The organism is Nigerium sp. (assembly GCF_039811905.1).
Classification (GTDB): Bacteria; Actinomycetota; Actinomycetes; order Propionibacteriales; family Propionibacteriaceae; genus Propioniciclava.
This window is the reverse complement of the sequence record NZ_JBDHZL010000021.1, coordinates 1-25,745: the sequence shown is the minus strand read 5'-3', so window position 1 is coordinate 25,745 and position 25,745 is coordinate 1. Positions and strand designations below refer to the sequence as shown.

The following is a 25,745-nucleotide window of genomic DNA, read 5'->3' as shown; positions in this document are numbered from 1 at the left end:
TCAGCCCTCCACGAGCCCCCGGACGCCCAGCAGCCGCACCGCCCGGGCGATCTGCTGCTTCGCGACCCGCAGCCGCGCTGCGTCACCCGTGCGCTCGGCGAGCGCCCGGTTGACCTGCAGCACGCGGGCGGGCGCCCCGGGGCGTCCGACGGTCATCAGCAACGGGATGTACTCGGCCTTCACCGGCACGAACCGGCCACCGCGGCGCTCCAGCGTGAACCGGCCCACGTACTCCTCGTAGGCGCGCGGCGTCGCGACCCGCATCTGCCCGACGAAGTTGCCGCCGCCGTACATGACCCAGGTGTCGCCGATGCGGTCCCAGGCCTGCGGCACGTGGGCGTGATGGCCGTAGACGACGTCGAAGACCTTCGACGTCGCCAGCGCCCGCGCGACGCGCGTCTGCTGCGCGTTCGGCAGCGCGCGATGCTCGGTGCCGGCGTGCATGGCGGCCAGCACGACGTCCGCGCCCGCCCGCCGGGCGGCCCGGCCGCGGGCGATCATGTCGGCCGGGTCCAGCTTGTCGTACGCCCACGCGCGGGACGCCCCCGGCCCCCGTCCGTTGAGGCCGTACGTCCCGGCGATCACGGCCACCTTGATCCCGGACGCCGTCGTCAGGATCGAGGGCTCCGTCGACTCGCGCTCGGTCCGGTAGCTCCCCGTGTGCCTGATGCCCGCGGCGTCCAGCACGCCGAGCGTCCGCGCGATGCCGGCGGTGCCCTGGTCGAACGTGTGGTTGGACGCCGTCGTGCAGTAGTCGAACCCGGCGGCCTTGACGGCCCGGATGGTCTCGGCGGGCGCGGCGAACGTCGGGTAGCCGCGCGGTTTCACGCCGACGGGCGCGATCGGGGCCTCCACGTGGCAGACCGAGACGTCCGCTCCGGCGATGAGCGGCCGGACGTGGGCGAACACCGGCTCGAAGTCGTACGCGCGGCCGACCTTGCGTCCGGCGGCCGCGCCCTCGCGGATCAGCCCGTTGTGCCACAGCAGGTCGCCGCTGAGCGTGACCGTGAGCCGGTCCCGGGAGGGACGCGGGGCCGCGGCGTCCGCGGTGGGGGCGCCCGGCGGGACGATCGCTCCGACGGCGTCCGAGCAGCCGGAGACGGCTAGGAGGGCGAGCGCGGAGGCGCCGGCCAGGCGGCGCAGGAACGAGGAGCGAGCCGGGGGGAGGGTGGGCATAGCCGAACGCTACATGGTGTCGCTAACGAACCGGCGTCCGACGGACCGGCGTCGCGCGGACGCGCGGCCGCGCAACGGACGATGGAAACACTGTAGGTTCCGGCGCGTTCTGTCATCGGTGTCCAGTGCCGACAAGCGGATCTGCAGCGTGGGCGGGGGCTCGTGGTCTCACTAACTTGTCCGAATCCGAGTGGGGGAGCGTGACATCACTCTCTTGCCGAATTGAGGATGTGTCACAGCCAGACCTGTCGCCATTCGATATTTTCGTTTACGATTTCCATATGCGCGAGGACGAGATCGATGAGGCCCAGATCCAGGCGTGGGCAGATGAAGCAGAGGCTGGCTACGACGTCGAGGCATTGAGGCGTCGCGGTCGCGGTCGTCCCGGTCGGGGCGCAGAACCGATGCAGGTCGTCGCCGTCCGGTTGAGCGCGGATGAGATCGAGGCGCTGGACGCGATCGCCACCCGGGATCAGGTCAGCCGATCCGAGGCCATTCGGCGCGCCCTTGCCCAGTTCGCCGCGTGAAGATTTATCCCAGCGCCCGCAAGCACGGCGTCACGGACGAGGACGCCACTCAGGCCGCGTGCTGGGCACAGTGGGTGGAACCCTTGGATAACGCCGATGACTGGCCACATCGGGAGCTGCGCTTGGGGTTCGACACCCAAGGGCGCCTGCTCGAAACCGTGGTTCTCGTCTTCGAGAGCGGCAACGAGCTGCTCATCCACGCGATGCCGGCACGCAAGCACTTCTGGGGCCTACTGCCCTGAACAACCGGATCTGCCGCGGCAGGTCAGGCTTCGTGACCCATTCCCGAGGCGGGGATGAAGGCATGCACTCGTGTGCTGAGTTCCTCGGCCAGTTCGGCGGGTGTTCCTCTGCTGGTGTCGATCTCGATGTCGTACACGATCCCCTCGTGCACGCTGGCGGCCTGCAACTCGGCCATTCCGACGTTCCTGTCTCCACGGAGCCGTTCACGTTCCCGTGCCAGCTCGGGCGCAAGCCGCACACCCACCCAGACCACATCGAGACTGGCCAAGGCATATCGCCACCGCTGCTGCGCGGACGGGCCACTGAGAAAGCTGTCTTCCACGATGACGTGCGTCCCTGCCCTGACGATGGCTGCGACACCGGCCATCCAGGAAAGCTCGACCGCGGTGAACCGGGCTCCCACGTCGATCGCACCGTCCTCGGCGATGTCGAGCCCACCGGCGGAGAGGAGCGCGGGAGGGCAGGCATCGATCAGGGTGTCGACCGTCAACCGCAGCCACACGCCATCGAGGACTCCCTGAAGCGCGTGGCCCAACGATGACTTGCCCGAACTGGAACCTCCATTGAGGACAATCACGTCAGGTTCCATGCCCCCATCATCAGCAGGCGACCTGAACATCCGCAACTGCCGCCACCTGTTTGGTGATGTGCCTGGCGTCGTGGAAGCTGTGACCATGGCACGCATCGTGGTCGTCGGGGCAGGAGTCGTTGGGCAGTCCTACGCCGCCCTGCTGGGCAGCGCCGGCCACGAGATGGTGATGGTGGCCAGGGGCGAGCGGGCTGAGCGTCTTCGCCGCGCCGGTTTGGGAGTCTTGATCGACGGCACGCGAGTGGTGGCTCCATGTGACGTGGTCGCCACCGCAACAGATGTCGCCGCCGACGCGGTCCTGCTGGCTGTGCGTGGGGAACAGTTTGTCTCCGTGCTCGACCAGGCCGCGGTGAGCAGTGCCCCGCTGGTGATCAGCCTCACCAACCCCTTGGGTGCCATGGGCCGGGCCGCCGAGGTGATCGGCGCCGGTCGGCTGGTGTGGGGATTCTCTGGGCTGGGTGGCGGCCCTCGCGATGGTGTCGTCCACGCGCACGTGGTGCGCCAGCAGCACACCGTCGTCCAGTCCGACGCGCCCGGCTCGGTCGCGGCGCGACACCTGCTGGAAGCGACCGGACTACCGGTCGACAACGAACCCCACATGACGGACTGGTTCGCCACGCACAACGTGTTCATCGCCGGCATGGCAGCCGCGATCCTGGCCCACCCCGACGGGGCGGCCCACGTCGCCGGCAGCCGAGCCGAAGCGGCGCGGTTGGTGACAGCAATGCGCGAAGGATTCGACGTGCTCGAGGACCAAGGCGTGCAGGTGCGCCCCAAGCCGTTGCGGGTCATCTTCGGCCGGGTCCCGACATTCTTGGCAGCCTCGTACTGGAAGCGGCAGTTCGCGACGCCGATGGTGACTGTCTCGATGCAGCCCCACGCCGTGGCCACCAAGGATACGGAGATGGCCGCCGTCTTCGACCATGCACTCACCCTCGTCGGGGATCGAGCCCCGCGCTACTCAGCACTCATCAACACCGCACGCTGAGCCACCAGAACTAAGAACCTCAAACAACGCGCCTCGGGGACCGCTCATGCCGCCGCCCGACTGTCAACGTGGCCGCGTGGCAGTCCCCTTGGGCCGCCCCCTTCAGTCGGTCCGGACGATGTGTGAGTCGTCGGTTTCGATTTGATGGGTGCACTGCCGAGCGTACTCGGCTGGGGGTAGGTAGCCGAGCGATGAGTGTCGCCGGTGGTGGTTGTACTCGTCTTTCCAGTCGCCGATCACGACCTGCGCGTGCAGCAGCGAGTAGAAGCTGTTGATGTTGAGGCACTCGTCGCGGATCCGGCTGTTGAACGACTCGACGTACCCGTTGCGCCACGGCGACCCGGGCGGGATGTAGGACAGCCCGGTGCGGGTGCCGGCCCAGTCGGCCATCGCGTCGCTGATGAACTCCGGCCCGTTGTCCGATCTGAGTACCGCCGGGGCGCCGCGCACGGCGACGAGGTCCTCAAGATGGCCGGTGAGCCGGTCGGCGGTGATCGAGCGTTCGGTGAGCCCACCGATGCACTCCCTGGTGTGCTCATCGACGATCGAGCAGATCTTGATCGGGCGGCCCTGCTCGTCCGCGTCGAACTGGAAGTCCACCGCCCACACCACGTTCGGCGCGTCTGCTGTCGGCGCGTCGACGGTCGAGGACCCGACGCGCTTGCGGCGACGCCGCTGAGGGACCCGGAGCCCTTCGTCACGCCACAGGCGTTGGATCTTCTTGTGATTCACGACCCAGCCCTCGGCGCGGGCATCGTGATACGCCCGCCGGTACCCGTAGTGGGGATGGTTCTTCGCCCAGGCGCGGAGCCAGTCCCGCAGCGCCCGGTCCGGATCCGCGGCCGTGTCGCCCTTGAGTGGGCGCCGGTAGGCGGAGCGTGAGAGCCCGGCCAGACGGCACGCCATCCGTTCGCTCACCTGCAGCCTGCGCTTGAGGTGAGCGACGGCCGCGCGGCGCCTGCCTGGGCCTAGAAGTTTCCCTCAGCCAACTCCTTCAGCGCGGCCTTCTCCAGCTCCGCCTCCGCGAGCAGCCGCTTCAAGGTCGCATTCTGCTTCTCGAGCTCCTTGAGACGCTTCGCATCATCGGCCTTGAGCCCGCCGAACTGGTTCCGCCACCGGTAATACGTCTGCTCGGACACGCCGAGCTCCCGGCACACCGCCGCGACATCCTGCCCGTCAGCGAGCATCCTGTCGGCCTGTCCAAGCTTGCGGACGACCTGCTCCGGGGTGTGACGCTTCCTGCTGTTCGTCATGATCTGACCAGTCTCCCCGCCCGCGACCGCGGACGACAGGACGACTCGCATAACGACCGGACCTACGAAACGGGGTCAGCCCACCCTGTGTGACAAGAAAGCTGGAAATTGACAAGTCCGTGACAAGAAACCCGGAAGGTGACAAGTTACGCCGGAACCTACAGAAACAACGCTCGGCGCACGACCCCCCCGCTCGGGGAATAACCGCACTGTCCCCTTAGTTGAGTCTGGTGTACGCAACCTGCGAGGTGAGTCTGCTAGGCTCAACCCGCAGCATCCACTACTACGGAGGATTCACCACCATGGCACGTGCAGTCGGTATCGACCTCGGCACCACCAACTCTGTCGTCGCCGTCCTCGAGGGCGGCGAGCCCACTGTCATTCCCAACGCCGAGGGGTCCCGCACGACGCCTTCGGTCGTCGCTTTCGCGAAGAACGGCGAGGTCCTGGTCGGCGAGGTCGCCAAGCGCCAGGCCGTCACCAACGTCGACCGCACCATCCGGTCCGTGAAGCGTCACATGGGCACCAACTGGTCCGTCGACATCGACGGCAAGAAGTACACGTCGCAGGAGATCAGCGCCCGCGTCCTGCAGAAGCTGAAGAGGGACGCCGAGGCCTACCTCGGCGAAACCGTCACCGACGCGGTCATCACGGTCCCGGCGTACTTCGGTGACGCCGAGCGTCAGGCGACCAAGGAGGCCGGCGAGATCGCGGGCCTGAAGGTCGACCGCATCATCAACGAGCCCACCGCGGCCGCGCTCGCGTACGGCCTCGACAAGGGCGACGCCGAGCAGACGGTTCTCGTCTTCGACCTCGGCGGCGGCACGTTCGACGTCTCGCTGCTCGATATCGCCGACGGCGTCTTCGAGGTGAAGGCCACGAAGGGCGACAACCGCCTGGGCGGCGACGATTGGGATCAGCGGGTCGTCGACTGGATGGTCACGCAGTTCAAGAACAGCAACGGCGTCGACCTCAGCAAGGACAAGATGGCTCGCCAGCGCCTGCAGGAGGCTGCGGAGCGCGCCAAGATCGAGCTGAGCGCCGCGCAGGAGACCTCGATCAACCTGCCGTACATCACGGCCGGCGCGGAGGGCCCGCTGCACCTCGACCTCAAGCTCACCCGCTCCGAGTTCCAGCGCCTCACGCAGGATCTGCTCGATCGCTGCCGCGCCCCGTTCAACGCGGTGATCAAGGACGCGAACACCTCGGTCGACAAGATCAACCACGTCATCCTGGTCGGCGGCTCGACCCGCATGCCGGCGGTCGCCGACTTGGTCAAGGAGCTGACCGGCGGCAAGGAGCCCAACAAGGGCGTGAACCCCGACGAGGTCGTCGCGCTCGGCGCGTCGCTGCAGGCGGGCGTCCTGAAGGGCGAGGTGAAGGACGTGCTGCTGCTCGACGTCACCCCGCTCTCCCTCGGCATCGAGACCAAGGGTGGCGTGATGACGAAGATCATCGAGCGCAACACCACGATCCCGACCAAGCGGTCCGAGATCTTCACGACGGCCGAAGACAACCAGCCGTCCGTGATGATCCAGGTCTACCAGGGCGAGCGTGACTTCGCGCGCGACAACAAGAGCCTCGGCAACTTCGAGCTCACCGGCCTGATGCCGGCGCCGCGCAACGTCCCGCAGATCGAGGTCAGCTTCGACATCGACGCCAACGGCATCGTCCACGTCCACGCGAAGGACATGGCGACCGGCAAGGAGCAGTCGATGACCGTCACCGGCGGCTCGGCTCTCGGCAAGGACGACATCGATCGCATGATGAAGGACGCCGAGGCTCACGCCGAAGACGACAAGAAGCGCCGCGAGGCCGTCGAGATGCGGAACGAGGCCGACGGCCTGGCCTTCCGCACCGAGAAGCTCCTGAGCGAGAATGCCGACAGCATCGGCGACGACGTGAAGGCTCCGGTCCAGGAGTCGCTCGACAAGTTGAAGGAGGCCCTGAAGGGCACCGACAATGACGACGAGGTGAAGGCTGCGATGGAGGATCTGAACACCAAGGCCTCCGCGATGGGTCAGGCGATGTACGCCGCGGCTCAGAACCAGCAGCAGGCGGCGGGCGAGCCCGGCACCGAGTCGGCGCAGCAGGACGCCCCGGCGGGCGACGCTGCCGACGACGACGTGGTGGACGCCGAGATCGTCGACGACGAGAAGGACAAGAAGTAACACGCCGCGTTCGGCCGGCCGCCGGGTCGTACCGGCGGCCGGCCTGGCGTAGCTACAGACCAGGAGAGCGTGTGAACGACAACGAGAAGGACCTCCCCGAGAACGAGGGGCCCGAGGTCGCCGAGAGCCCGGCGGACGCCGAGGCCGAGGCGTCCGCGCCGGAGGGTGCGGAGGCGTCCGGGCCGGATACGGTCTACGCGGCGAAGATCAGCGAGCTGGAGGAGCTGGCGTCCGAGCGGACGGCCGATCTGCAGCGCCTGCAGGCGGAGTACGCGAACTACAAGCGGCGCGTCGACCGCGACCGGGCGCTGGCCAAGGCCAAGGGCGTCGAGTCGGTCGTGAGCGACCTGCTGCCGATCCTCGACAGCGTCGAGGCGGCGCGCGAGCACGAAGAGCTCACGGGCGGGTTCAAGCTGGTCGCCGACGAGCTCGGGCGGCTCGCGACCAAGTACGGGCTGGAGCTCTACGGGCAGGTGGGCGACGAGTTCGACCCCAACGTGCACGAGGCGCTCATGGAGGTTCCGTACGAGGGCGACCACGACGTGACCGTCGTGTCGAGCGTGATGCAGAAAGGCGTCCGGCTGCACGATCGTGTGCTGCGGCCGGCGCGCGTGGGTGTGAGCAACCCTGACTAATCAGCGGCCAGCAGGCAGGTAGGAGACGATGAGCACCAAAGACTGGCTCGAGAAGGACTACTACAAGGTCCTCGGCGTCTCGAAGGACGCCAAGCCGGAGGAGATCAAGAAGGCTTTCCGGAAGCTGGCGCGGGAGAACCACCCCGATCAGCACCCGGGAGACAAGGAAGCCGAGAAGCGCTTCAAGGAGATCTCGGAGGCCAACTCCGTCCTGTCCGATGCCAAGAAGCGTCAGGAGTACGACGAGCAGCGCAGCCTGTTCGGCGGCGGGGGCGGGTTCCGCTTCCCGCGCGGCGGCGGCCAGCCGGGCGGCTTCGGCGGCGGCGCCGGGGCGAACGTGAACGTGGAGGATCTCTTCCGCAACGCGACCGGCGACAGCAACATCGGCGACCTGTTCGGCAACCTGTTCGGGCAGGGCACGACGCGGCGCACGTCGTCGCAGCGCGGCCCCCGCCGCGGGCAGGACATCGAGGGCGAGGCCACCATCGACTTCGCCCAGTCGGTGGAGGGCGTCACCGTCTCGATGCAGACGGTGTCGGACGCCCCCTGCACGGCCTGCCACGGCACGGGCGCCCGCGCGGGCACCGTTCCGCGCGTGTGCCCCACGTGTCAGGGGTCGGGCATGGTCACCGGCGAGTCCGGCGGCGTGTTTGGCATCAGCGAGGTCTGCTCCGACTGCCGCGGCCGCGGCCTGATCGTCGACGACCCGTGCCCCCACTGCCACGGCAGCGGGCGCGAGATGTCGGCCAAGACGATGCAGGTCCGCATCCCGGCCGGCGTGACCGACGGGCAGAAGATCCGCATCAAGGGCAAGGGCGGCGCCGGGGAGAACGGCGGCGCTGCGGGCGACCTGTACGTGCTGGTGCACGTGCGTCCCGACAAGCTGTTCGGCCGCAAGGGCGACAACCTCACCCTGACGGCCCCGGTGCTGTTCACCGAGGCGGCGCTCGGGGCCGACATCCAGGTGCCGACGCTGCAGGGGCAGACGATCCGGCTGCGCATCCCGGAGGGGACGCCGAACGGCCGCACGTTCCGCGTCCGCGGCAAGGGCGTCAGCAAGAAGGACGGCTCCCACGGCGACCTGCTGGTGACGGTCGAGGTGCAGGTGCCGGGGCAGTTGAACAGCGAGGCCCGCGAGGCGCTCGAGCAGTACCGCGCGGCGGCGTCCGCGTCCGACCCTCGGGCGAGCCTGTTCGGGGGCTGAGATGACGGAACACCTGCCCCAGCGCATCGACGTCAACGCGCCGATCTTCACCGTGACGGTCGCCGCGCGGCTGGCGGAGATGCACCCGCAGACGCTGCGCGGGTACGACCGGCAGGGGCTCGTCGTGCCGCAGCGCACGAAGGGCCGCGGCCGCCGCTACTCGCCGAGGGACATCGACCGGCTCCGCCACATCCAGCGCCTCTCGCAGGAGGAGGGGATCAACCTGGAGGGCATCCGGCGCATCCTCGAACTCGAACGCCAACTGGACGCCGTCGGCGAGCAGGTCGCCCGCCTGGCCGAACTGCTGCAGCGGGCGCAGGAGACGCCGGCGTCCCGGCTGTTCACGGTGGGGGAGCAGGGCCAGGTCTACCTGGGCCGCGCCACCCCCCGGCGGCTGCCCCGGGCGCTCACGTCGGGCGGCTGACCTTCGCGCACTGACGCCGGCGGCGTCCCAGACCTGCCGGCCCGAGAGACGGCGGTGCCCCCGGGAGCAATCCCGGGGGCACCGCTGCGTTCGGGGCCGGTCAGCAGCCTCAGTACCCGGAGCCGTTCGTGCCGAAGAAACTCTTCCACGGCAGATCGACCTTCGCGTCGAGGCCGACGACCTGGTACAGGTGCCGCAGCAGCGGGAACTGCTCGGCGGGGATCACCCCGCGCTCGGTGAGCCGCTCCAGCGCCTTGCCCATGACCACGATCGCGGCCGCGCCCTCCAGCGTCACGCCCGGCATCTTGGCCTTGGCTTCGGAGAACGTCAGGCCGGAGCCGACGAGACGCCCGACCCGGACGTTGCGGCCGCCCATCGAGGTGACGAAGCAGTCGCCGATGCCGGGCAGGCCCATGACGGTGCGCGGGTCGCCGCCGAAGAACTCCACCCACTGCTGCATCTCGATGGACGCCTGCCCGAACAGCGCCGCGCCGTAGTTGAAGTTCACGTACAGGTCGCCGGCCTCGTCGCCCATGGCGTCCAGCAGGCCCTGCATGAAGCCCGCGCCGAGCGCGTAGCAGTTCTTGGTGCAGGCGCAGGCCTCGACGCCGGTGAAGTCGGCGCTCGTCCAGACGTGGTAGAAGTCCGTCTCGAACTTGGACTTCCACATCTCGGCGACCTCGCGGTCCTCGCTCGTGAACACAACCGACGTGTGGCGGTGCACGGCGACCTCGCCGGCGATCGACGGGCCGGCGATCGCGCTCCAGGTGCACTGGTCGCGGACGTCCTCGGGCACCTTGTTCGCCAGGGCCTTCGGCAGGATCGTGAAGTTGCCGTCGTCGTCGGCCTGGACGCCCTTGGCGAGCGCGATGACGTTCATGCCCGGCTTGAGCAGGTGGGCGAACTGCTCGCCCGCCCAGTCGACGCCGAAGCTGTTCACACCGCTCATCACGTATTCGGCGCCCTCGAACGCCTGCTCGGCCTCTTCGAGCTGGTAAGCGGTCACGCCCTCGGGAACCTTCAGCTTCAGGTTCGGGTGGACGCCCGTCGTCTTGATGGAGTCGATGATCTCGCGGTCGAGGAACGTGCCGACGAGGCGAACCTCGCCGCCGTTGTCCGTCCACGGAGTTGCCAGGGCGGTGGCCATGATGCCGGAGCCCAGGACGACCAGGGTGCTCATCTATTCGGTTCCTTTCGGTGGGTGACAACCAGCGGCCGCGCGCGGACGCTGCGTGGGTGGAGAGTGGCGATGGCGCGGCGCGAGCGCGGGACGCCTCGCATCGATGCGCACCGGACGCTCATCCCGCCTCCTTGCAGCCCTCGCCGACCATGCAGTTTCACGCTAGTGGCTTGATCGCCAAGATGCGACGGCTCGGCGGATCAAGAGCTGCCTGACTAGGGCCGATCGCGGGTGCACGTTCTTCCAGGGGGCCCGGCGGGTGCGATCAGCAGTTCGCGACCTGGCGCTCCTCGGCGTCGACGATCTTCAGGTCGTTGCCCTGACGCTTCAGATACACGGTGCCCGCCACCGCGAACCCGGAGTTGCTGACGACCTGGTCGCCGCTCTTCAGCTGGACCGTCGTCGCGTCGATGCACGTGTCGAGCCCGACGTCGGCGCCCTTGTCGGTCGCGTCGGGGTTCGGGGTCATCTTCGCGAGCTTGATGTTGCCCCCGACCGCCTTGAGGCCCTTCGCCTTGAGCGAGGCGAACTCGTTCTGCTTGGCCGCGAGGTAGGCGTCCGCGGTCGTCGCGGTGAGCGCGGACGTGGCCTGCGAGGCGCCGCCCACACGGTAGAGCCGGGACGCCTCGTTGAAGTACTCCTTGTAGACCGACTCCGCCTGGTCGACGAGCACTTGCTGCCGCTGCTGATCGGTGTACTGCTGGCCGGTGCAGGGGTAGGGGTCGCCGCCGCCCGCGGGGGTGCAGGTGTAGGTGGGGGAGGACCGCGGCCCGTCCGCCGTCGGGGTCGGCGTCGCGACCGGCTGCGGCGAGCAGCCGGCGAGCACGATCAGGGACGCCGCGGTCGCCGCGGCGCGGAGCGCGCGAGTTGTCTGCATCGGTAGTCCTCCCCGGGGTCCAACCCTTCCACAGCGGCCAGGCGTCGCCGCCGTGCCACGCGGGCGTCCGGGGGATGAGGGCGTCCGAGCCCTCAGGTCGGGCGCGGGGCGTACATGATCACCGCGACGCCCACCAGGCAGATCGCGGCCCCGGCGAGGTCGAACCGGTCCGGCCGGAAGCCGTCGAGGGCCATGTCCCACGCGAGCGACCCGGCGATGAAGATGCCGCCGTAGGCGGCCAGGATGCGGCCGAAGTTGGCGTCCGGCTGGAGGGTGGCGACCAGCCCATAGACCGCCAGGGACGCCGCCCCCGCCACGACTCACGGCCAGCCGCGCTGCTCGCGGACCCCTTGCCAGACCAGCCACGCCCCGCCGATCTCGGCGAGGGCAGCGAGCAGGAACAAGGCGATCGAGCGGGCGGTGTCCATGGGGCCATCGTGCCTGGCGTCGTGAGAAGTCTCGACCTCGACTCGGGTTTGCGCGCGTCCGGTTGAACTTTCTTTCTGTACCCCGCGCGCCCCCGGAGAGGATGCCTTAGTTTGTGGCCTTATGAAACCACTAGTGATTCGAAGCGCCTCGTCGCTTCACTCGGTGGCCTGATCTTCGGTTTCGACACCGCTGTCATCTCGGGGACGACCGAACACCTCAAGGCCTACTTCCAGCTCGACGATGCCCGTCTGGGGTGGGCCGTCGGCATGGCGCTGCTGGGCACCATCGTCGGCGCCCTCACCGCCGGAAAACCGGCCGACCGCTTCGGCCGCAAGCCGGTGCTGTTCGTCATCGGCATCCTCTATGTGGTGGGTGCTCTCGGCTCGGCGCTGTCGCACGACATCCTCGTGCTCGAGATCTTCCGGTTCCTCGGCGGCCTCGGCGTCGGTGCGGCGTCCGTGTGCGCGCCGATCTACACGGCCGAGATCGCGCCGCCGCGCGTGCGCGGCCGGCTCGTCGGCCTGGTCCAGTTCAACATCGTGCTGGGCATCCTGCTCGCCTACCTGTCGAACACGATCGTGCGCATGATCGTGACCGATCCGACGCTGGACTGGCGCTGGATGTTCGGGGTCATGGCCGTCCCGGCCGCGATCTTCCTGCTGCTGCTCTTCACCGTTCCGGAGACGCCGCGCTGGATGATGGCCCACGGCCAGGAGGAGAAGGGTCGCGCCGTCGTCGCGAAGCTGACCAACACGCCTGAAGAGGCGCAGCAGCAGATCGACGAGATCGACGCGTCCCTGGCGGCCGCCGCCAAGCTGGCCGCGGAGGGCAAGGACGTCCCGTTCTTCACGAAGGGTCACATGAAGGTCATCCTGCTGGCCTTCGCGATCGCCATGTTCAACCAGATGTCCGGCATCAACGCGATCCTGTACTACGCCCCCGTCGTGATGGAGCGCGCGGGCGCCAGCACGGACGCCGCGTTCATGATGAGCGTCGCGGTCGGCTTCATGAACCTGGTCGCGACGATGACGGCCCTGACGGTCATCGACAAGCTCGGACGCCGCCAGCTCATGATCATCGGCTCGATCGGCTACCTGATCAGCCTCGGCTTCCTGTCCGGCCTGATGTTCTACTACGAGAACGTGGTGGGCCACTTCAACTCGACCTCCAGCGTGCTCGTGCTGGTGGGCCTGCTGGTCTTCATCGCCGCGCACGCCTTCGGCCAGGGCTCGGTCATCTGGGTGTTCATCTCCGAGATCTTCCCGAACCGCATCCGCGGCCGTGGCCAGTCGCTCGGCTCGATGACGCACTGGTCGTTCGCGTGGCTGACGTCGACGTTCTTCCCGCCGATCGTCGGCACGCTCGGCGGCGGCGTCGCGTTCGGCATCTTCTTCGTCTTCATGATCGGTCAGCTGATCTGGGTCCTGCGCGTCATGCCTGAGACGAAGGGCGTCCCGCTGGAGGAGATGGAGGCCAAGCTGGGTCTGACGGACGCGTCGGTGGTGAAGCGATGAGCGGCGTGCTCTGTCTGGGCGAGGCACTCATCGACGCCGTCGACCAGAACGGCGAGGTCACCGAGATCGTCGGCGGCAGCCTGCTGAACGTGGCCGCCGGGCTCACCGCCCTGGGCCACGAGGCGACGGTGGGGTGCTGGATCGGCCAGGACGATCGGGGAGACCTGATCAAGCAGTACGCGGCCGACCGCAAGGTCGCCCTCGCCGAGGGCAGCGACGCGGCGACGAAGACCCCGGTGGCCTTCGCCAAGATCGACGCCGCCGGCCACGCCGACTACACCTTCGACCTGGAGTGGGATCTGCCGTCGCTCGACGACATCCAGGGCTACGAGCACGTCCACACGGGCAGCATCGGCGCCACGCTGGAGCCGGGCGGCACGAAGGTGGTCGCGGCCATCAAGGCGGTTACGAACGCGACGATCTCGTACGACCCGAACGCGCGTCCGGCGCTGATGGAGTCGCCGGAGCACGTGCTGGCGCGTGTCGAGGAGATCGTGGCGCTCAGCGACGTCGTGAAGGCGTCCGACGAGGATCTCGGCTGGCTCTACCCGGGCCGCAGCTACGAGGAGGTGTGCCGCGACTGGATCACCCGCGGCCCCCGCCTCATGGTGGTCACCCGGGGCCCGGACGGGGCGGCCGTGTTCGTCGCCGGTGACGACGAGTTGCACGAGATGTCGACCCTGCCCGTCGTGGTCAACGACACGGTGGGCGCGGGCGACTCGTTCATGGCCGGCTTCATCTCGGGGCTGCTCGACGAGGGGCTGCTCGGCGGTGCCGCCGAGCGCGAGGCCCTCGCGAAGGCGACCTGGGCCGACGTGGTCCCGGCCGTCGAGCGCGCGATCGGCACCTCGACGGTGACCGTCGGGCGTGCCGGCGCGTACGGCCCGTCCCACGACGAGATCGCGGAGGCGCTGGCCCGCCGCTGATCGTCGCGACTCAACCGGGTCGTCGGGCGTGTGCCCGGCGGCCCGGTTCGTCGTTCCGGGGAGGGCAGGGACGCCTCAGCCTCGGATGCCGAAGCGCTGCAGCCGCTTCCGGTCCGCCTTGGTCGCGGACGCCTGCAGCGCCAGCAGTTCGCCGTAGATGCCGCCGGAGACGGCCAGCTCGTCGGGGGTGCCGATCTCGTCGACGCGGCCGTCGCGCAGCGTGACGATGCGGTCGACCGACGAGATCGTGGAGAGCCGGTGGGCGATGATGATGCTCGTGCGGTCGGCCATCAGCTGCTCCAGCCCCTGCTGCACGAGCCGTTCCGACCGCGTGTCGAGCGCGCTGGTCGCCTCGTCGAGCACGAGCAACGGCGCGTCCTTCAGCATCGCGCGCGCCACCGCGATGCGCTGCTTCTGCCCGCCGGACAGCTTGATGCCCCGCTCGCCGATCTCGGCGTCGTAGCCGTCGGCCAGCTTCGCGATGAACCGGTGGGCGTTGGCGCGGCGCGCCACCTCTTCGATCTCGGCGTCGGTGGCCCCCGGACGCCCGTAGGCGATGTTCTCCCTGATCGTTCCGGAGAAGAGCGACGCGTCTTGGAACACCACGCCGATCTCCCCGCGGAGCAGGGCGAGCGGGGCGTCGGCGACGTCGGTGCCCCGCACGCGCACCGACCCGGCGTCGGGCACGTAGAGCCCGAGCAGCAGGTTCACCAGCGTGGTCTTGCCGCCGCCCGACTCGCCGACGAACGCGATGCGCTCGCCGCGAGCGATCGCGAACGAGATATCGCTGAGCACCGGCACCGCGCTGTCGTAGCCGAACGTGACGTCGTCGAACTCCACCATCGGCGCGCCGGGCACGGCCGGCCAGCGGGCCGGTTCACCCGACGCCGTCGCCCCGGCCGCGGACGCCTCTGGCTCGCCGGGTGTCTCCGCCGACGCTTCTGGCTCGCCCGGTGGCTCCGCCGACGCGCCGGAAGCCGCGGCCGGCGTCCGCAGCGTGAGGGCCGCGGTGTCGTCGATGGCGGCCCGGGGTTCCGGCAGTTCCGCCATCGCCCGGAAGTAATCGCGACTACCGGTGATGGCGCGCTGTGAGGCGTCCACATAGAAACTCATGGAGGTGATCGGCGTCTTCGCCATGGCGACGAGCTGCACGAGCAGCACCATGACGCCGAGCGTGAACTCCCCGGACGCCGTGCGCGTGAAGATGATCAGATACACGCCGAAGAAGATGAGGTTCAGGGCGGCGCGACGCGCCACGTCCATCAGATGCCACCAGCGGGACTGCTCCGACGTCAGCCCGACCGTGCGCCGGTAGCGGTCGTTGAAGAGGCCCAGCTCGCGGCGCTCGGTGACGAAGCTCTTCACGACGCGGATCTGCCCGATCGCCTCGGCGAACCGGCCGCCCGCCACGTCGTACTCGTGGTTCTTGGCGCGCTCGATGGCCTGCCAGCGGCGCGACGTGAGCGTGGTGAGCCAGGCGAAGACGGGGTAGATCACGATGAGGAGCAGCGCGAGGGTCCACGAGTAGGTGGCGGTGATGCCGAGCGTCGCGACCAGCGTGACGATCATCGGCAGGAACCCGTTGCTGACCGTCTGCAGGAACTGCGTGGTCTCGGTGATCGATCGTTGCAGCCGGTTGATGACGGTGCCGGTGAGCTGGCCGTCGAAGTAGCGCTGGGGGAGGCTCAGCAGCCTGGCGTAGTACCGCGAGGACAGGATCGCCCGGAGCCGCACCGTCATCACGTCGCCCAGGTAGCCGCCCACATTGGTGAGCAGCGTGTTGGCGAGCTCGACCGCCAGCAGCCCGACCGCCAGCCACACGAGGAAGCCGACGCCGCGGCCCTGGCCCTGCGTCTGCGCGACGACCTCGTCGGTGGCCCACTTGATGATGAACGGGGTGAGCAGCGTCGTGCCCGCGACCGCCACCGACGCGAGGGCGATGCCGAGGTAGTACGGCCACAGCTCGCGGGCGGCCGAGAGGAGGCGGGAGATGCTGCGCATGCGGCACAAGGTAGCGCGGGCGTCCGACAAACCCGTGAACGTGCGCCGTTCGTTGCACGCCCTTCCCCGAGGACGCCGCCGGCGCCGGTTGCACCGGCCGCCGCTGGGCGGGGGTCAGCCCTCCTTGATCGTCAGCTGGGCGGACTTCTTGGCCGGCGCCTTCCAGGTGGCCTTCGCGACGATGCCGTGCTTGCCGTCGCCCGTCAGCTCGACGCCCATCGACTCGCTGAGCGGCTGCCCTCCGGCCGCCGAGAGCTGCTTCAGCCCCTGCGCCAGCTTCTCGCCGGTCATCCTGGAGAGGTCGAACGTCGTGGCGGAGCGGTCGGCCAGGGGGTCGCACGAGGGGCCGGTCGCGGTGGGCGCCATCATCGGGCCGCCGACCTCGAACGAGCGGGTGAAGAACGCGGGGCAGGGCTTGTCGTCCGGCCCCACCACCGTTCCGGCGTTGAAGGACGCCGCGAGTCCCGTGCCGCTGATCCCGCCCCGGGCGGGCAGCCGGACGGAGCGGGTCTGGGACAGGTCGACGGCCATCGCGGCCTCCTGCAGCAGCGTGTCGAGCGTGGCCGCCGACGAGATGTCGTCGAGCCGCTCGAAGACGTGGCCGTCGATGTCCTCCTTCGCGAAGCTCATCCCGCAGGAGACCGCGATCATGGTGTGGCCGTCCCGCAGGGACCGCGCCAGCACCTGCTTGTCTTGACAGACGTCGGGGTAGAAGGCCGCGATCGCCTTCACGTCCCAGTCGGCGGCGGGGCGCGGGATGCCCGACTGGGGCGGGTTCGAGTCGTCGGACGTCCGGGCCGAACCTCCGGACGCGACGGCGTAGACGGGCTTGCCGTCGACGAACATCGCCGCGCGGGTCGCCCGGTCGCTGAGCGACAACTCGACCGGCTTCCCGGAGCCGACCGAGCCGAACGCCCGGACGTCTGTGGTGAGCTGCTCGATCGCCCCGTCGTCGTTGCCCGCGGGCGCGCCCGCCGGCGAGGGCGCGCAGGCGCTCAGCAGCAGGGAGCCCAAAAGGAGCGCGGTTCCGGTCAGGGACGCCAGCCTGGAGCGTTTCATGGTCAGCCTTTCGACGGGGACGTGCGGGGTTGGGAGGCGCGCAGGCCTACGGCTGCATGGCGACGCGGGCGGTCTGCAGAGGGTTCTGCCACGTTGCCGTCGCGACGATGCCGTACTGAGGGTCGCCCTTGATCGTGACGCCCATCGAGTCCTCCACCGAGCGACCCTTGGCCTGCGAGAGCATCCTCATCGCGTCCGCGAATTGGGCGGCGTCGATCTTCGACAGGTCAAAGGTGGGCCTGGAGGCGTCGCCGGAGGTGGAGCACTCGAGCCCGCCCAACACGGTGCCGCCGCGCTCGCGGTGCGCCTCGAACGATCGGGCGAAGGAGATCGTGCAGGGCTTGCCGTCGGGCCCGACCCCTGTGCTGTCCAGGGTGAACGACGCGACGCGCGCGACGTTGATGCCGCCCTTCCCGGGCAGGAAGACCGTTCGAGTCTTGGAGAGGTCCCCGAGCAGGGACGCCTCCTTGAGCAGCGTGCCGAGGCTGGACTCGCTGCTGATGTCGCTCAACGCCTCCAGGGTGTGATCGCCGATGCCCTCCTTGACGAGCTTCGCCGAGAGCAGGACACCTCGATCAGCGTCTGCCCTTGGGGCAGGGCCAGGGCCCGCACCGCCTTGCCGTCGCACGCGTCGGGGTAGAAGGCCGTGATGGCCTGGAGATTCCAGTCGCCGAAGGCGCGCGGGGAGCCCCATTCGGCGGGCCGATCCGTCGTCGCCTCGACCTGGCCGTTCCGAGCCACGTAGCGGACCGCCTTGCCGTCGACGAACAGGGTGGGCTCCACCTGGGTGTTGATGAGCACGTCGACCGGCTGACCGGTCCCCGTGGACGCGAAGGCCTCGAGGCTCTTGCCGAGTTGGTCGGTGTGCGAAGGATCGGCCGGCGAGGGCGCGCAGGCTTTCAGCAGGAGGGAGCCGAGCAGGAGCGCGGTTCCGGCCAGCGACGACAGTCGTGCGGGGTGCATGGTCAACCTCTCGACGGACGCCGCCCGGCGTGCCGTGGGCGACACGTTAGCCCCCGAAGGGTGAGCAGGGGCCCCCAACGTCGCAGATCGCCGGCCACGATCGGTCGCACGACACGGGCTGAGCCACCCGGGCTGGAGCGGGCGAGTCCACTAGTCTTAGCTACCAATACAACACTTCGTGGCGCCCACCCCGGGGCGCCCCGGCGAGCGGTCCGTGATCCGTCCGCCGCCGGACCCGCAGATCCGAAAGAGGACTCATGCTCAAGATCACCCGCGACACCAAGACCCGTGGTCAGAAGATCACGTTCACCCTTCCGGCCGACCACCCCGTCGGCGCGATCTCGGTCGTCGGCAACTTCAACGACTGGACGCCCGGCGCCAACCCGCTCGTGAAGCGCGGCAAGTCGCAGTCGACCTCGGTCGTCGTGCCGGCCGACTACATCTCCGTGTTCCGCTACCTCGGCGAGAACGGCCAGTGGTTCGACGAGCCGGAGGCGTCCTACGTCGACGAGGGCGCCAGCGTCGTCGTGCCGCAGGCCAAGCCCGCCCCGCGCACCCGCAAGCCGGCCGCCAAGAAGGTCGCCGAGAAGTCGGCCACCAAGAAGGTCGCCGAGAAGGTGGCGGAGAAGGTCACCGAGGTCGTCGAGGCCGTCGAGGACGCCGCGCAGGCCGTCGAGGAGAAGGTCGCCCCGAAGAAGGCGCCGGCCAAGCGCGCGACGAAGGCGTCCAAGGCCCCGCGCGCGACGACGGCGAAGAAGGCGGCCGCCAAGGACGCCGCCTGAGCCCACGCTTCCGGGCTAGCCTGACCCGGTGAACCATCAGGCTGCCGAACGCGTCCTGCTGGCGGTCGAACAGATCCCGGCGGGGCGCGTTGTCGCGTACGGGGACGTCGCGCGGATCGTCGGCGTCGGCCCTCGTCAGGTGGGCGCGGTCCTGCGCGAGCGCGGGCACGAGGTGGCCTGGTGGCGGGTGGTCAACGCGGCGGGCGTCCTGCCGGCCGAGATCCTCCAGCGGGCGCTGCCCCGCTGGGACGCCGAGGGCGTCCCGCTGGCGTCCGGTGGGCGTGGCTGCGCGATCCGCCGCTGCCGGGCGGATCTCGAGCGGCTGGCGTCCGACTACTACGCGGCCCTGCTGGACTGGCCGGCGGGGAGCCAGGCCTGACCTGGCACCGCCCCCCTGGCTGAGGGTGCCGCCCCGCCCAACCCTGCTAGCCACGCTGCGGACGCCGCCCGCCGCGGCGCGGCGACCCTCGTCGGACGCGGAATATCCGCCTCCGTGGCATAGTTGAGTCTAGTGAATTCAACTTGATCTGAGGCGCCTCCACATCGCCTCGGAAGGAGCACTCATGGACACTGCGAAACTCACCACGAAGAGCCGGGACGCCGTCTCCGCGGCCCTTCGCTACGCCCTCACCCAGGGCAACCCGCAGGCCGAGCCCAGCCACCTGCTGCACGGCCTGCTGATGGTGCCCGATAACACGGTCGGCGCGCTGCTGTCGTCCGTCGGGGCCGACCCGGCGTCCGTCGACGCGGCCGCCCAGGCGGCCGTGGCCAAGCTGCCGCGGTCGACGGGCAGCTCGGTCAGCCAGCCCCAGCTGTCGGGGTCGTTCGCGCGCGTCCTCGCGGACGCGGAGAACCGCGCCGGCCAGATGGGCGACGAGTACGTCGCCACCGAGCACCTGCTGATCGCGCTGGCCGCGATCGAGTCGGACGCCAAGCCGATCCTCACCCGGGCGGGCGCGACGGATCAGGGGCTCACCAAGGCATTCAACGACGCCCGCGGCGACAAGCGCGTCACGAGCGAGGCCGCCGAGGGCGGCGAGTCGGCGCTGGAGAAGTACTCGGTCGACCTCACCGAGCGCGCCCGCGAGGGCAAGCTCGACCCGGTGATCGGCCGTGACTCCGAGATCCGGCGCGTCGTGCAGGTGCTGTCGCGTCGCACGAAGAACAACCCGGTCCTCATCGGCGAGCCCGGCGTCGGCAAGACGGCCGTCGTCGAGGGGCTCGCGCAGCGCGTCGTCGACGGCGACGTGCCCGAGAGCCTGAAGGGCCGCCGCGTCGTGTCGCTCGACCTGTCGAGCATGGTCGCGGGCGCGAAGTACCGCGGCGAGTTCGAGGAGCGGCTGAAGGCCGTCCTGTCGGAGATCAAGGACGCCGAGGGTCAGGTCGTCACCTTCATCGACGAGCTGCACACCGTCGTCGGGGCTGGGGCGTCCGAGGGCGCGATGGACGCCTCGAACATGCTCAAGCCCATGCTGGCCCGCGGCGAGTTGCGGATGATCGGCGCGACCACGCTCGACGAGTACCGCGAGCACATCGAGAAGGATCCGGCGCTGGAGCGCCGCTTCCAGCAGGTGTTCGTCGGCGAGCCGAGCGTGGAGGACACGATCGCGATCCTGCGCGGCCTGCGCGAGCGTTACGAGGCGCACCACAAGGTCCGCATCACCGACTCCGCGCTGGTCGCCGCCGCGCAGCTGTCGAACCGGTACATCACGAGCCGGCAGCTCCCCGACAAGGCGATCGACCTGATCGACGAGTCGGCGTCCCGGCTGCGGATGGAGATCGACTCCTCCCCGGAGGAGATCGACCAGCTGCGCCGCACGATCGACCGCTTGACGATGGAGCAGTTCGCCCTCGAGAAGGAGGAGGACGCCGCGAGCACCGAGCGGCGCGCGCGGCTGGCGTCCGAGCTGGCCGATGCCCAGGAGGAACTCCGCGGACTCGAGGCGCGGTGGGAGGCCGAGAAGACGGGGCTGAACCGCGTCGGCGAGATCAAGGAGGAGATCGACCACCTGCGCGCCGAGGCCGACCGCGCGCAGCGCGACGGCGACCTGACGAAGGCGTCCGAGCTGCTGTACGGCCGCATCCCGCAGTTGGAGGCGGAACTGACGCAGGCGTCCGCGGAGGAGAAGAACGCCACGCCGATGGTCGCCGACGAGGTGAGCGCGACCGACATCGCGGAGGTCGTGTCGAACTGGACCGGCATCCCCGTCGGCAAGATGCTCCAGGGCGAGAGCGAGAAGCTGCTCGAGATGGAGCAGCGGCTCGGGTCGCGCCTCGTCGGCCAGGAGGAGGCCGTGCAGGCGGTGTCGGACGCCGTCCGGCGTAGCCGCGCCGGCATCAGCGACCCGAATCGGCCGACCGGCAGCTTCCTGTTCCTCGGCCCGACGGGCGTCGGCAAGACCGAGCTGGCGAAATCGCTGGCGGAGTTCCTCTTCGACGACGAGCGCTCGATGGTCCGCATCGACATGAGCGAGTACGGCGAGAAGCACACCGTCTCCCGCCTCGTCGGCGCGCCCCCCGGCTACATCGGCTACGAGGAGGGCGGCCAGCTCACGGAGGCCGTGCGGCGGCGTCCGTACTCGGTCGTGCTGCTCGACGAGGTCGAGAAGGCCCACCCGGACGTCTTCAACATCCTGCTGCAGGTGCTCGACGACGGCCGCCTCACCGACGGCCAGGGCCGCACGGTCGACTTCCGCAACGTGATCCTCATCATGACGTCGAACCTGGGCAGCCAGTTCCTGGCCGACCCGAAGCTCGACGAGAAGACGAAGAACGAGGCGGTGATGAACGTCGTCCGGCAGGCGTTCAAGCCGGAGTTCCTGAACCGCCTCGACGACGTCGTGATGTTCGAGCCGCTGAGCCCCGAGCACCTGACGCACATCGTCGACATCCAACTGAAGCGCCTGGCCGCCCGCCTGGCCGACCGGCGCATCACGATCGAGGTCACGCAGGCCGCGAAGGATTGGCTGGCGCTCACCGGCTACGACCCGGTCTACGGCGCCCGGCCGCTGAAGCGGCTCGTGCAGACCACGATTGAGGACGCCCTGGCCCGCCGGGTGCTCTCCGGCGAGATCCACGAGGGCGACCAGGTGACGTTCGACGTGAACGCGGACGCCTCCGGCTTGACGATCGTCGATTGAGCCGAACGAGCAGAACCCCCAGTCACGGGGCGGAAACCGACCGGTTTCCGCCCCGTGGCGCGTTTCCGCCCCTTGTCAGGGGCGGGTCTGTAGGGGAGGCTTACATGAACATCCGACGATATGAGGAGCCGATGATGACCCTCCGTTCACCGCACCCCCGTCCCGTTGCCCGCCGCGTCGGCGCCGTGTCCGCCGCCGCGTTGGCCTTCCTGTTCGCCGGCTGCGCGGCCGGAACGCCCTCCGCGACCACGCCGGGCGCCACCCCGACCGCCACCGAGACCGGCCCCGGACCGACGACGACCCCGTCTCCCGGCGCCGGGACGCCGCTGCTGGACGCGCAGGGCCGCACCGTCGGCGCCGTCGCGACCGAGCAGACCGACCAGGGCCTGGCCTTCCGCATCACGGCCACCGGCATGGAGCCGGGCTTCCACGGCCTGCACCTGCACCAGATCGGCAAGTGCGAGCCGAACTCGCCCGACCCGAGCGACCCGTCGAAGACCGGGGCGTTCCTGTCGTCGGGCGGGCACCTCGGCGACGGTGACCACCCCAACCACTCCGGCGACCTGCCGTCGCTGCTGGTCGGTCAGGACGGCTCCGGCTCCCTCACCGTCGTGTCGCAGCGGCTCACCCGCGAGCAGCTCGCCGACGGCGACGGCACGGCCCTGGTCGTCCACGCCGGCCCGGACAACTACGCGAACATCCCGACGCGGTACGCGTCCGCGGGCCCCGACGACGAGACGAAGAAGGCCGGGGACGCCGGCGGTCGCGTCGCCTGCGCGGTGGTCGGCGGCTGAACCACCTCGTCCGCGGGCGGGCGCCGGAAGCCGGCGCCCGCCTCGGGACGCCCTGGGGACGCCGCGCGTGGGCGTCCGTCTTGGCAGGAACGCGCCCGGGGGGCGCCGCACGGGATTACGATCCCCCCATGATCGAGTCTGTCGCGTCAGGTCCGCGTCCCGCCGCGGTGGCGGGTGAGGGGCTGTCCGCGGCTCGCGCGCGCATCCTCAGCCTGTTGCGCGGCGACGACTCCGACTGGACCGTGTCGAGGCTCGTCGCCGAGACCGGCAGCCACCCGAACACGATCCGCGAGCACCTGGACGCCCTCGTGGCCGCCGGGCTCGCGCGCGTCGTCGACGACGCGCCCGCCCGCCGCGACCGGGGGCGTCCGCCGACGCGGTACCGGGCGGCCAGCCCGTGGGTGTCGGGCCTCGACAGCTCGCTGTTCGTCGGCGCGCTGCTGGCCGAGGTGGCCGAGCGCGACGATGCCGCCGAGATCGCCCATCGCGCCGGACGCCGCTGGGCCGACGCGCTGCAGCGCGCCGTGCCCGCCGAGTTGGCCGGGGCGGAACTCGTGGAACTCATGGACGCCCTCGGCTTCGACCCGGTCGTCACGGAGGGTGGCTCGGTCGTCCTGAGGGCCTGCCCGATGCTGGACGCCGCGCGCCGCGACCCCGAGGTGGTGTGCTCGATGCACCTCGGCGTCGCCCAGGTGCTCGCGCAGTCCGGGGGAACGGTGGAACTGCAGCCCATGGGCGCGCCGGAGGGCTGCGTCCTGCGGTGCTCGGGCTAGCCGACTGGACGCCGGCCGCCGCCGGGCCCGCCGCGTCGGGCCTTGTTGGGCGCCTCCGGGGCGAATAGGGTCGGGAGAAACGACCCGCAAGGAGGCCCTTCGATGCCCGAGTTGACCGTCCCCGGCGCTGACCCCATCAAGCTGCACTACACCGATTCGGGCGGCGACGGCCGTCCGGTGGTCCTCATCCACGGCTGGCCGCTGTCCGGCGAGTCGTGGGCCCATCAGACCGACGCGCTGACCGGCGCCGGCTACCGCGTCATCACGTACGACCGGCGCGGGTTCGGGGCGTCCGACAAGCCCGAATCCGGGTACGACTACGACACGCTCGCCGGCGACCTGGACGCGGTGCTCACCGAACTCGACCTGACGGACGCCGTGCTCGTTGGGTTCTCCATGGGCGGCGGCGAGGTCGCACGCTACCTCGGCGCGCACGGCACCGACCGCATCGCGGCGGGCGTGCTGGCGGCCGCGGTCACGCCCGCGCTCGCCCAGACCGGCGACAACCCCGACGGCGCGATGCCGCAATCGGGCTTCGAAGAGCTGCAGGCGCAGGCGCGCGCCGACCGCGAGGAGTTCCTGAAGGGCTTCATGACGACGTTCTTCTCCACGGCCGACGGGGGCCTGCAGGTGTCGCAGGAGGAGCTCGACATCGCGCTCGACATCACCGAGCAGGCGGCCGACACCGCGCTCGTCGACTGCATCGGCATCTGGGGCACCGACTTCCGCGCCGACCTGCAAAAGACCGAGGTGCCGCTGCTGGTGATCCACGGCGACGGCGACCAGAACGTGCCGTTCCAGGCGTCCGGTGCGCGGGTGGCGGAGTACGCGCCGAACGCCGAGCTCGTCGTGATCCCGGGAGGCCCGCACGGCATCAACGTCTCGCACGCCGACCAGGTCAACGAGGCGCTGCTGGCGTTCCTCGGACGCTTCTGACGGGTCGGGGCGCGGGGGGAACCCGTCCCCGACTAGTGTGTTCACCGTGCCGCAGAGCCTGTCGCCCGACCCGTTCGTGCCCGGCGCGTTTCGGGTCATGGCGGGGGAGACCTCGCAGTCGTGGGTCGACCCCGCGCACCCGACGCGGCTGGAGTTCGAGTACGTCCAGCGGATCGTGGAGGGCCTCGAGGCGACGGTTCTGACGCGCCCCGACGACGTCCGGTTGCGCGTCGTGCATCTGGGCGGCGGCGGACTGTCGCTGCCGCGCTATGTGGCGGCGCGGCGTCCGCACACGGCGCAGATCGTGTGCGAACCGGACGCCGACCTCGTCGAGGAGGTGCGCCGCAAGCTGCCGCTGCCCAAGCATTCGGGCATCAAGGTGCGGGTCACCGAGGGGCGGCCCGGGCTCGCGGAGATGCCGGGCGACTACGCCGACGTCGTGATCCTGGACGCCTTCGACGGCATGACGGTGCCGGCGTCCCTGGTGACGGGGGAGTTCTTCGCCGACGTGGCCCGCGTCCTGCGTCCGGGCGGGCTGCTGGCGGCGAACCTGGCCGACCGGATCCCGTTCGGCTGGACGAAACGAGTCCTCGCCGGCATCGGGGCGTCCCTGCGGCACCTGCACCTGGTCAGCGAGAGCGCCGTGCTGAAGGGACGCCGCTACGGCAACCTCGTCGTCTTCGCCTCGCGCGAGCGGCTGCCCCACGACGCGCTCGCCCGCGCCGCGCACGGGTCGCCCTTTCCGCAGCGCGCGCTCTTCGGACGCGACCTCGCCCGCTGGATCGGCGGCGCCCAGCCGTTCACCGACGACGACGCCGTCTGGTCTCCCGCCCCCGACGGTGGACGCCTCTGGTTCAGTTGAGCACAGTCCTCGTGGGGGCTGGCTGGGTGGCTCCGCGGTCGGGGCGTCCACCGAAACGCCTGCAGCGTCTGCGGAAGACCTGCAGCGTTTGCGAAACGCCTGCAGTAAACCGCGAAACGCCTGCAGCGTTTCCACAACGCCTGCCTCCGGCGAGAACGCTGCCTTACGTAAGGCAGCGTTCCGGCTTAAGCCCGGCGTTTTGAGAACGCCTGCAGTGAACCGCGAAACGCCTGCAGCGTTTCAGGCCGCCCCGGACACGGGCGACGCGCCGATCACCTCGGCTGGCCCGGGGGCGTCCG

General features: G+C 70.0%; 25 protein-coding genes and 1 pseudogene. 16 read left to right on the top strand and 10 right to left on the bottom strand.

Translation table 11 applies throughout. The annotated features are described in order from the left end of the window. Positions 1-1,176: a CapA family protein gene (locus WMJ97_RS06085; RefSeq protein ID WP_347348085.1), complete on the bottom strand. Its 1,176-nt coding sequence runs from the start codon at positions 1,174-1,176 to the stop codon at positions 1-3. Positions 1,177-1,457: 281 nt separating this feature from the next. On the opposite strand from WMJ97_RS06085, the gene WMJ97_RS06080 reads away from it, so the two are divergent. Next, entirely contained in the window at positions 1,458-1,703 is a 246-nt protein-coding gene (locus tag WMJ97_RS06080) for a ribbon-helix-helix protein, CopG family (protein WP_347348084.1), read from the top strand. Beyond that, on the top strand, positions 1,700-1,945 hold the full coding sequence (locus WMJ97_RS06075) for a hypothetical protein (RefSeq protein WP_347348083.1): 246 nt from the start codon (positions 1,700-1,702) through the stop codon (positions 1,943-1,945). The genes WMJ97_RS06080 and WMJ97_RS06075 overlap by 4 nt, the downstream gene beginning before the upstream one ends. Positions 1,946-1,968: 23 nt before the next feature. Here the strand turns inward: WMJ97_RS06075 and WMJ97_RS06070 are convergent, their stop codons facing one another. Next, entirely contained in the window at positions 1,969-2,535 is a 567-nt protein-coding gene (locus WMJ97_RS06070) for an AAA family ATPase (RefSeq protein ID WP_347348082.1), read from the bottom strand. Here WMJ97_RS06070 and WMJ97_RS06065 point away from each other — a divergent pair. Then, positions 2,534-3,523 (top strand): 2-dehydropantoate 2-reductase N-terminal domain-containing protein, encoded by a 990-nt coding sequence (locus tag WMJ97_RS06065; protein WP_347348081.1) that lies wholly within the window; start codon positions 2,534-2,536, stop codon positions 3,521-3,523. The two genes, WMJ97_RS06070 and WMJ97_RS06065, sit on opposite strands and share 2 nt — an antisense overlap. A 102-nt stretch (positions 3,524-3,625) precedes the next feature. Here the strand turns inward: WMJ97_RS06065 and WMJ97_RS06060 are convergent. After that, positions 3,626-4,776 (bottom strand): IS3 family transposase gene (locus WMJ97_RS06060; RefSeq protein ID WP_347348080.1). Its coding sequence is split into 2 segments (ribosomal slippage): positions 3,626-4,506 and positions 4,506-4,776, totalling 1,152 coding nucleotides; the frame shifts between segments, so codons are not numbered across the junction. Between the two features lie 302 nt (positions 4,777-5,078). Here WMJ97_RS06060 and dnaK point away from each other — a divergent pair. The 4 genes from dnaK to WMJ97_RS06040 all read left to right on the top strand — a co-directional run bounded on the left by dnaK (position 5,079) and on the right by WMJ97_RS06040 (position 9,210). After that, on the top strand, positions 5,079-6,947 hold the full coding sequence (gene dnaK / locus WMJ97_RS06055) for a molecular chaperone DnaK (RefSeq protein ID WP_347348079.1): 1,869 nt from the start codon (positions 5,079-5,081) through the stop codon (positions 6,945-6,947). A 71-nt stretch (positions 6,948-7,018) separates the two neighbouring features. Continuing rightward, positions 7,019-7,582 carry a nucleotide exchange factor GrpE gene (gene grpE / locus WMJ97_RS06050; RefSeq protein ID WP_347348078.1) on the top strand — a complete coding sequence of 188 codons (564 nt, stop codon included), beginning with the start codon at positions 7,019-7,021 and terminating at the stop codon, positions 7,580-7,582. Between the two features lie 28 nt (positions 7,583-7,610). Continuing rightward, positions 7,611-8,786 (top strand): molecular chaperone DnaJ, encoded by a 1,176-nt coding sequence (gene dnaJ, locus WMJ97_RS06045; RefSeq protein WP_347348077.1) that lies wholly within the window; start codon positions 7,611-7,613, stop codon positions 8,784-8,786. 1 nt (position 8,787) lies between these two features. Then, positions 8,788-9,210 carry a helix-turn-helix transcriptional regulator gene (locus tag WMJ97_RS06040; protein ID WP_347348076.1) on the top strand — a complete coding sequence of 141 codons (423 nt, stop codon included), beginning with the start codon at positions 8,788-8,790 and terminating at the stop codon, positions 9,208-9,210. A 109-nt stretch (positions 9,211-9,319) separates the two neighbouring features. Here WMJ97_RS06040 and WMJ97_RS06035 read toward each other — a convergent pair whose 3' ends face one another. From WMJ97_RS06035 to WMJ97_RS06025, 3 genes and pseudogenes are all read right to left on the bottom strand, one after another. Then, positions 9,320-10,390 carry a glycerol-3-phosphate dehydrogenase gene (locus WMJ97_RS06035; RefSeq protein WP_347348075.1) on the bottom strand — a complete coding sequence of 357 codons (1,071 nt, stop codon included), beginning with the start codon at positions 10,388-10,390 and terminating at the stop codon, positions 9,320-9,322. A gap of 265 nt (positions 10,391-10,655) precedes the next feature. Further along, on the bottom strand, positions 10,656-11,267 hold the full coding sequence (locus tag WMJ97_RS06030) for a hypothetical protein (RefSeq protein WP_347348074.1): 612 nt from the start codon (positions 11,265-11,267) through the stop codon (positions 10,656-10,658). A 92-nt stretch (positions 11,268-11,359) separates the two neighbouring features. Continuing rightward, positions 11,360-11,695 (bottom strand): annotated as a pseudogene (locus WMJ97_RS06025) (YnfA family protein). A gap of 111 nt (positions 11,696-11,806) precedes the next feature. Here WMJ97_RS06025 and WMJ97_RS06020 point away from each other — a divergent pair. Together WMJ97_RS06020 and WMJ97_RS06015 are read left to right on the top strand one after the other, a co-directional pair. Further along, the gene (locus WMJ97_RS06020; protein WP_347348073.1) at positions 11,807-13,210 is read left to right on the top strand and encodes a sugar porter family MFS transporter; all 1,404 of its coding nucleotides are present in this window, start codon (positions 11,807-11,809) and stop codon (positions 13,208-13,210) included. After that, positions 13,207-14,136: a PfkB family carbohydrate kinase gene (locus WMJ97_RS06015; protein WP_347348072.1), complete on the top strand. Its 930-nt coding sequence runs from the start codon at positions 13,207-13,209 to the stop codon at positions 14,134-14,136. Before WMJ97_RS06020 ends, WMJ97_RS06015 begins: the two co-directional genes overlap by 4 nt. A 75-nt stretch (positions 14,137-14,211) precedes the next feature. Here the strand turns inward: WMJ97_RS06015 and WMJ97_RS06010 are convergent, their stop codons facing one another. The 4 genes from WMJ97_RS06010 to WMJ97_RS05995 form a co-directional block, all read right to left on the bottom strand. Further along, on the bottom strand, positions 14,212-16,137 hold the full coding sequence (locus WMJ97_RS06010; protein ID WP_347348071.1) for an ABC transporter ATP-binding protein: 1,926 nt from the start codon (positions 16,135-16,137) through the stop codon (positions 14,212-14,214). 114 nt (positions 16,138-16,251) lie between these two features. Continuing rightward, positions 16,252-17,196, bottom strand: a complete 945-nt coding sequence (locus WMJ97_RS06005; protein WP_347348070.1) for a hypothetical protein — start codon at positions 17,194-17,196, stop codon at positions 16,252-16,254. A gap of 46 nt (positions 17,197-17,242) precedes the next feature. Beyond that, the gene (locus tag WMJ97_RS06000; protein ID WP_347348069.1) at positions 17,243-17,707 is read right to left on the bottom strand and encodes a hypothetical protein; all 465 of its coding nucleotides are present in this window, start codon (positions 17,705-17,707) and stop codon (positions 17,243-17,245) included. After that, positions 17,704-18,159, bottom strand: coding sequence for a hypothetical protein (locus tag WMJ97_RS05995; protein WP_347348068.1), 456 nt, complete (start codon positions 18,157-18,159; stop codon positions 17,704-17,706). Before WMJ97_RS05995 ends, WMJ97_RS06000 begins: the two co-directional genes overlap by 4 nt. Before the next feature lie 257 nt (positions 18,160-18,416). Between WMJ97_RS05995 and WMJ97_RS05990 the strand changes: the two genes are divergently transcribed. The 7 genes from WMJ97_RS05990 to WMJ97_RS05960 all read left to right on the top strand — a co-directional run bounded on the left by WMJ97_RS05990 (position 18,417) and on the right by WMJ97_RS05960 (position 25,446). Beyond that, positions 18,417-18,941: a hypothetical protein gene (locus WMJ97_RS05990; protein ID WP_347348067.1), complete on the top strand. Its 525-nt coding sequence runs from the start codon at positions 18,417-18,419 to the stop codon at positions 18,939-18,941. Positions 18,942-18,969: 28 nt separating this feature from the next. Next, on the top strand, positions 18,970-19,320 hold the full coding sequence (locus WMJ97_RS05985) for an MGMT family protein (protein WP_347348066.1): 351 nt from the start codon (positions 18,970-18,972) through the stop codon (positions 19,318-19,320). A 184-nt stretch (positions 19,321-19,504) separates the two neighbouring features. Further along, complete coding sequence (gene clpB, locus WMJ97_RS05980) at positions 19,505-22,081, top strand: ATP-dependent chaperone ClpB (protein WP_347348065.1); 2,577 nt, start codon at positions 19,505-19,507, stop codon at positions 22,079-22,081. A 104-nt stretch (positions 22,082-22,185) separates the two neighbouring features. Continuing rightward, complete coding sequence (locus WMJ97_RS05975) at positions 22,186-22,875, top strand: superoxide dismutase family protein (RefSeq protein ID WP_347348064.1); 690 nt, start codon at positions 22,186-22,188, stop codon at positions 22,873-22,875. Between the two features lie 128 nt (positions 22,876-23,003). After that, positions 23,004-23,648, top strand: a complete 645-nt coding sequence (locus WMJ97_RS05970; RefSeq protein ID WP_347348063.1) for a helix-turn-helix domain-containing protein — start codon at positions 23,004-23,006, stop codon at positions 23,646-23,648. A 102-nt stretch (positions 23,649-23,750) separates the two neighbouring features. After that, entirely contained in the window at positions 23,751-24,584 is an 834-nt protein-coding gene (locus WMJ97_RS05965; RefSeq protein ID WP_347348062.1) for an alpha/beta hydrolase, read from the top strand. A gap of 46 nt (positions 24,585-24,630) precedes the next feature. Next, positions 24,631-25,446, top strand: a complete 816-nt coding sequence (locus WMJ97_RS05960) for a fused MFS/spermidine synthase (RefSeq protein WP_347348061.1) — start codon at positions 24,631-24,633, stop codon at positions 25,444-25,446. Positions 25,447-25,745 lie beyond the last annotated feature (299 nt).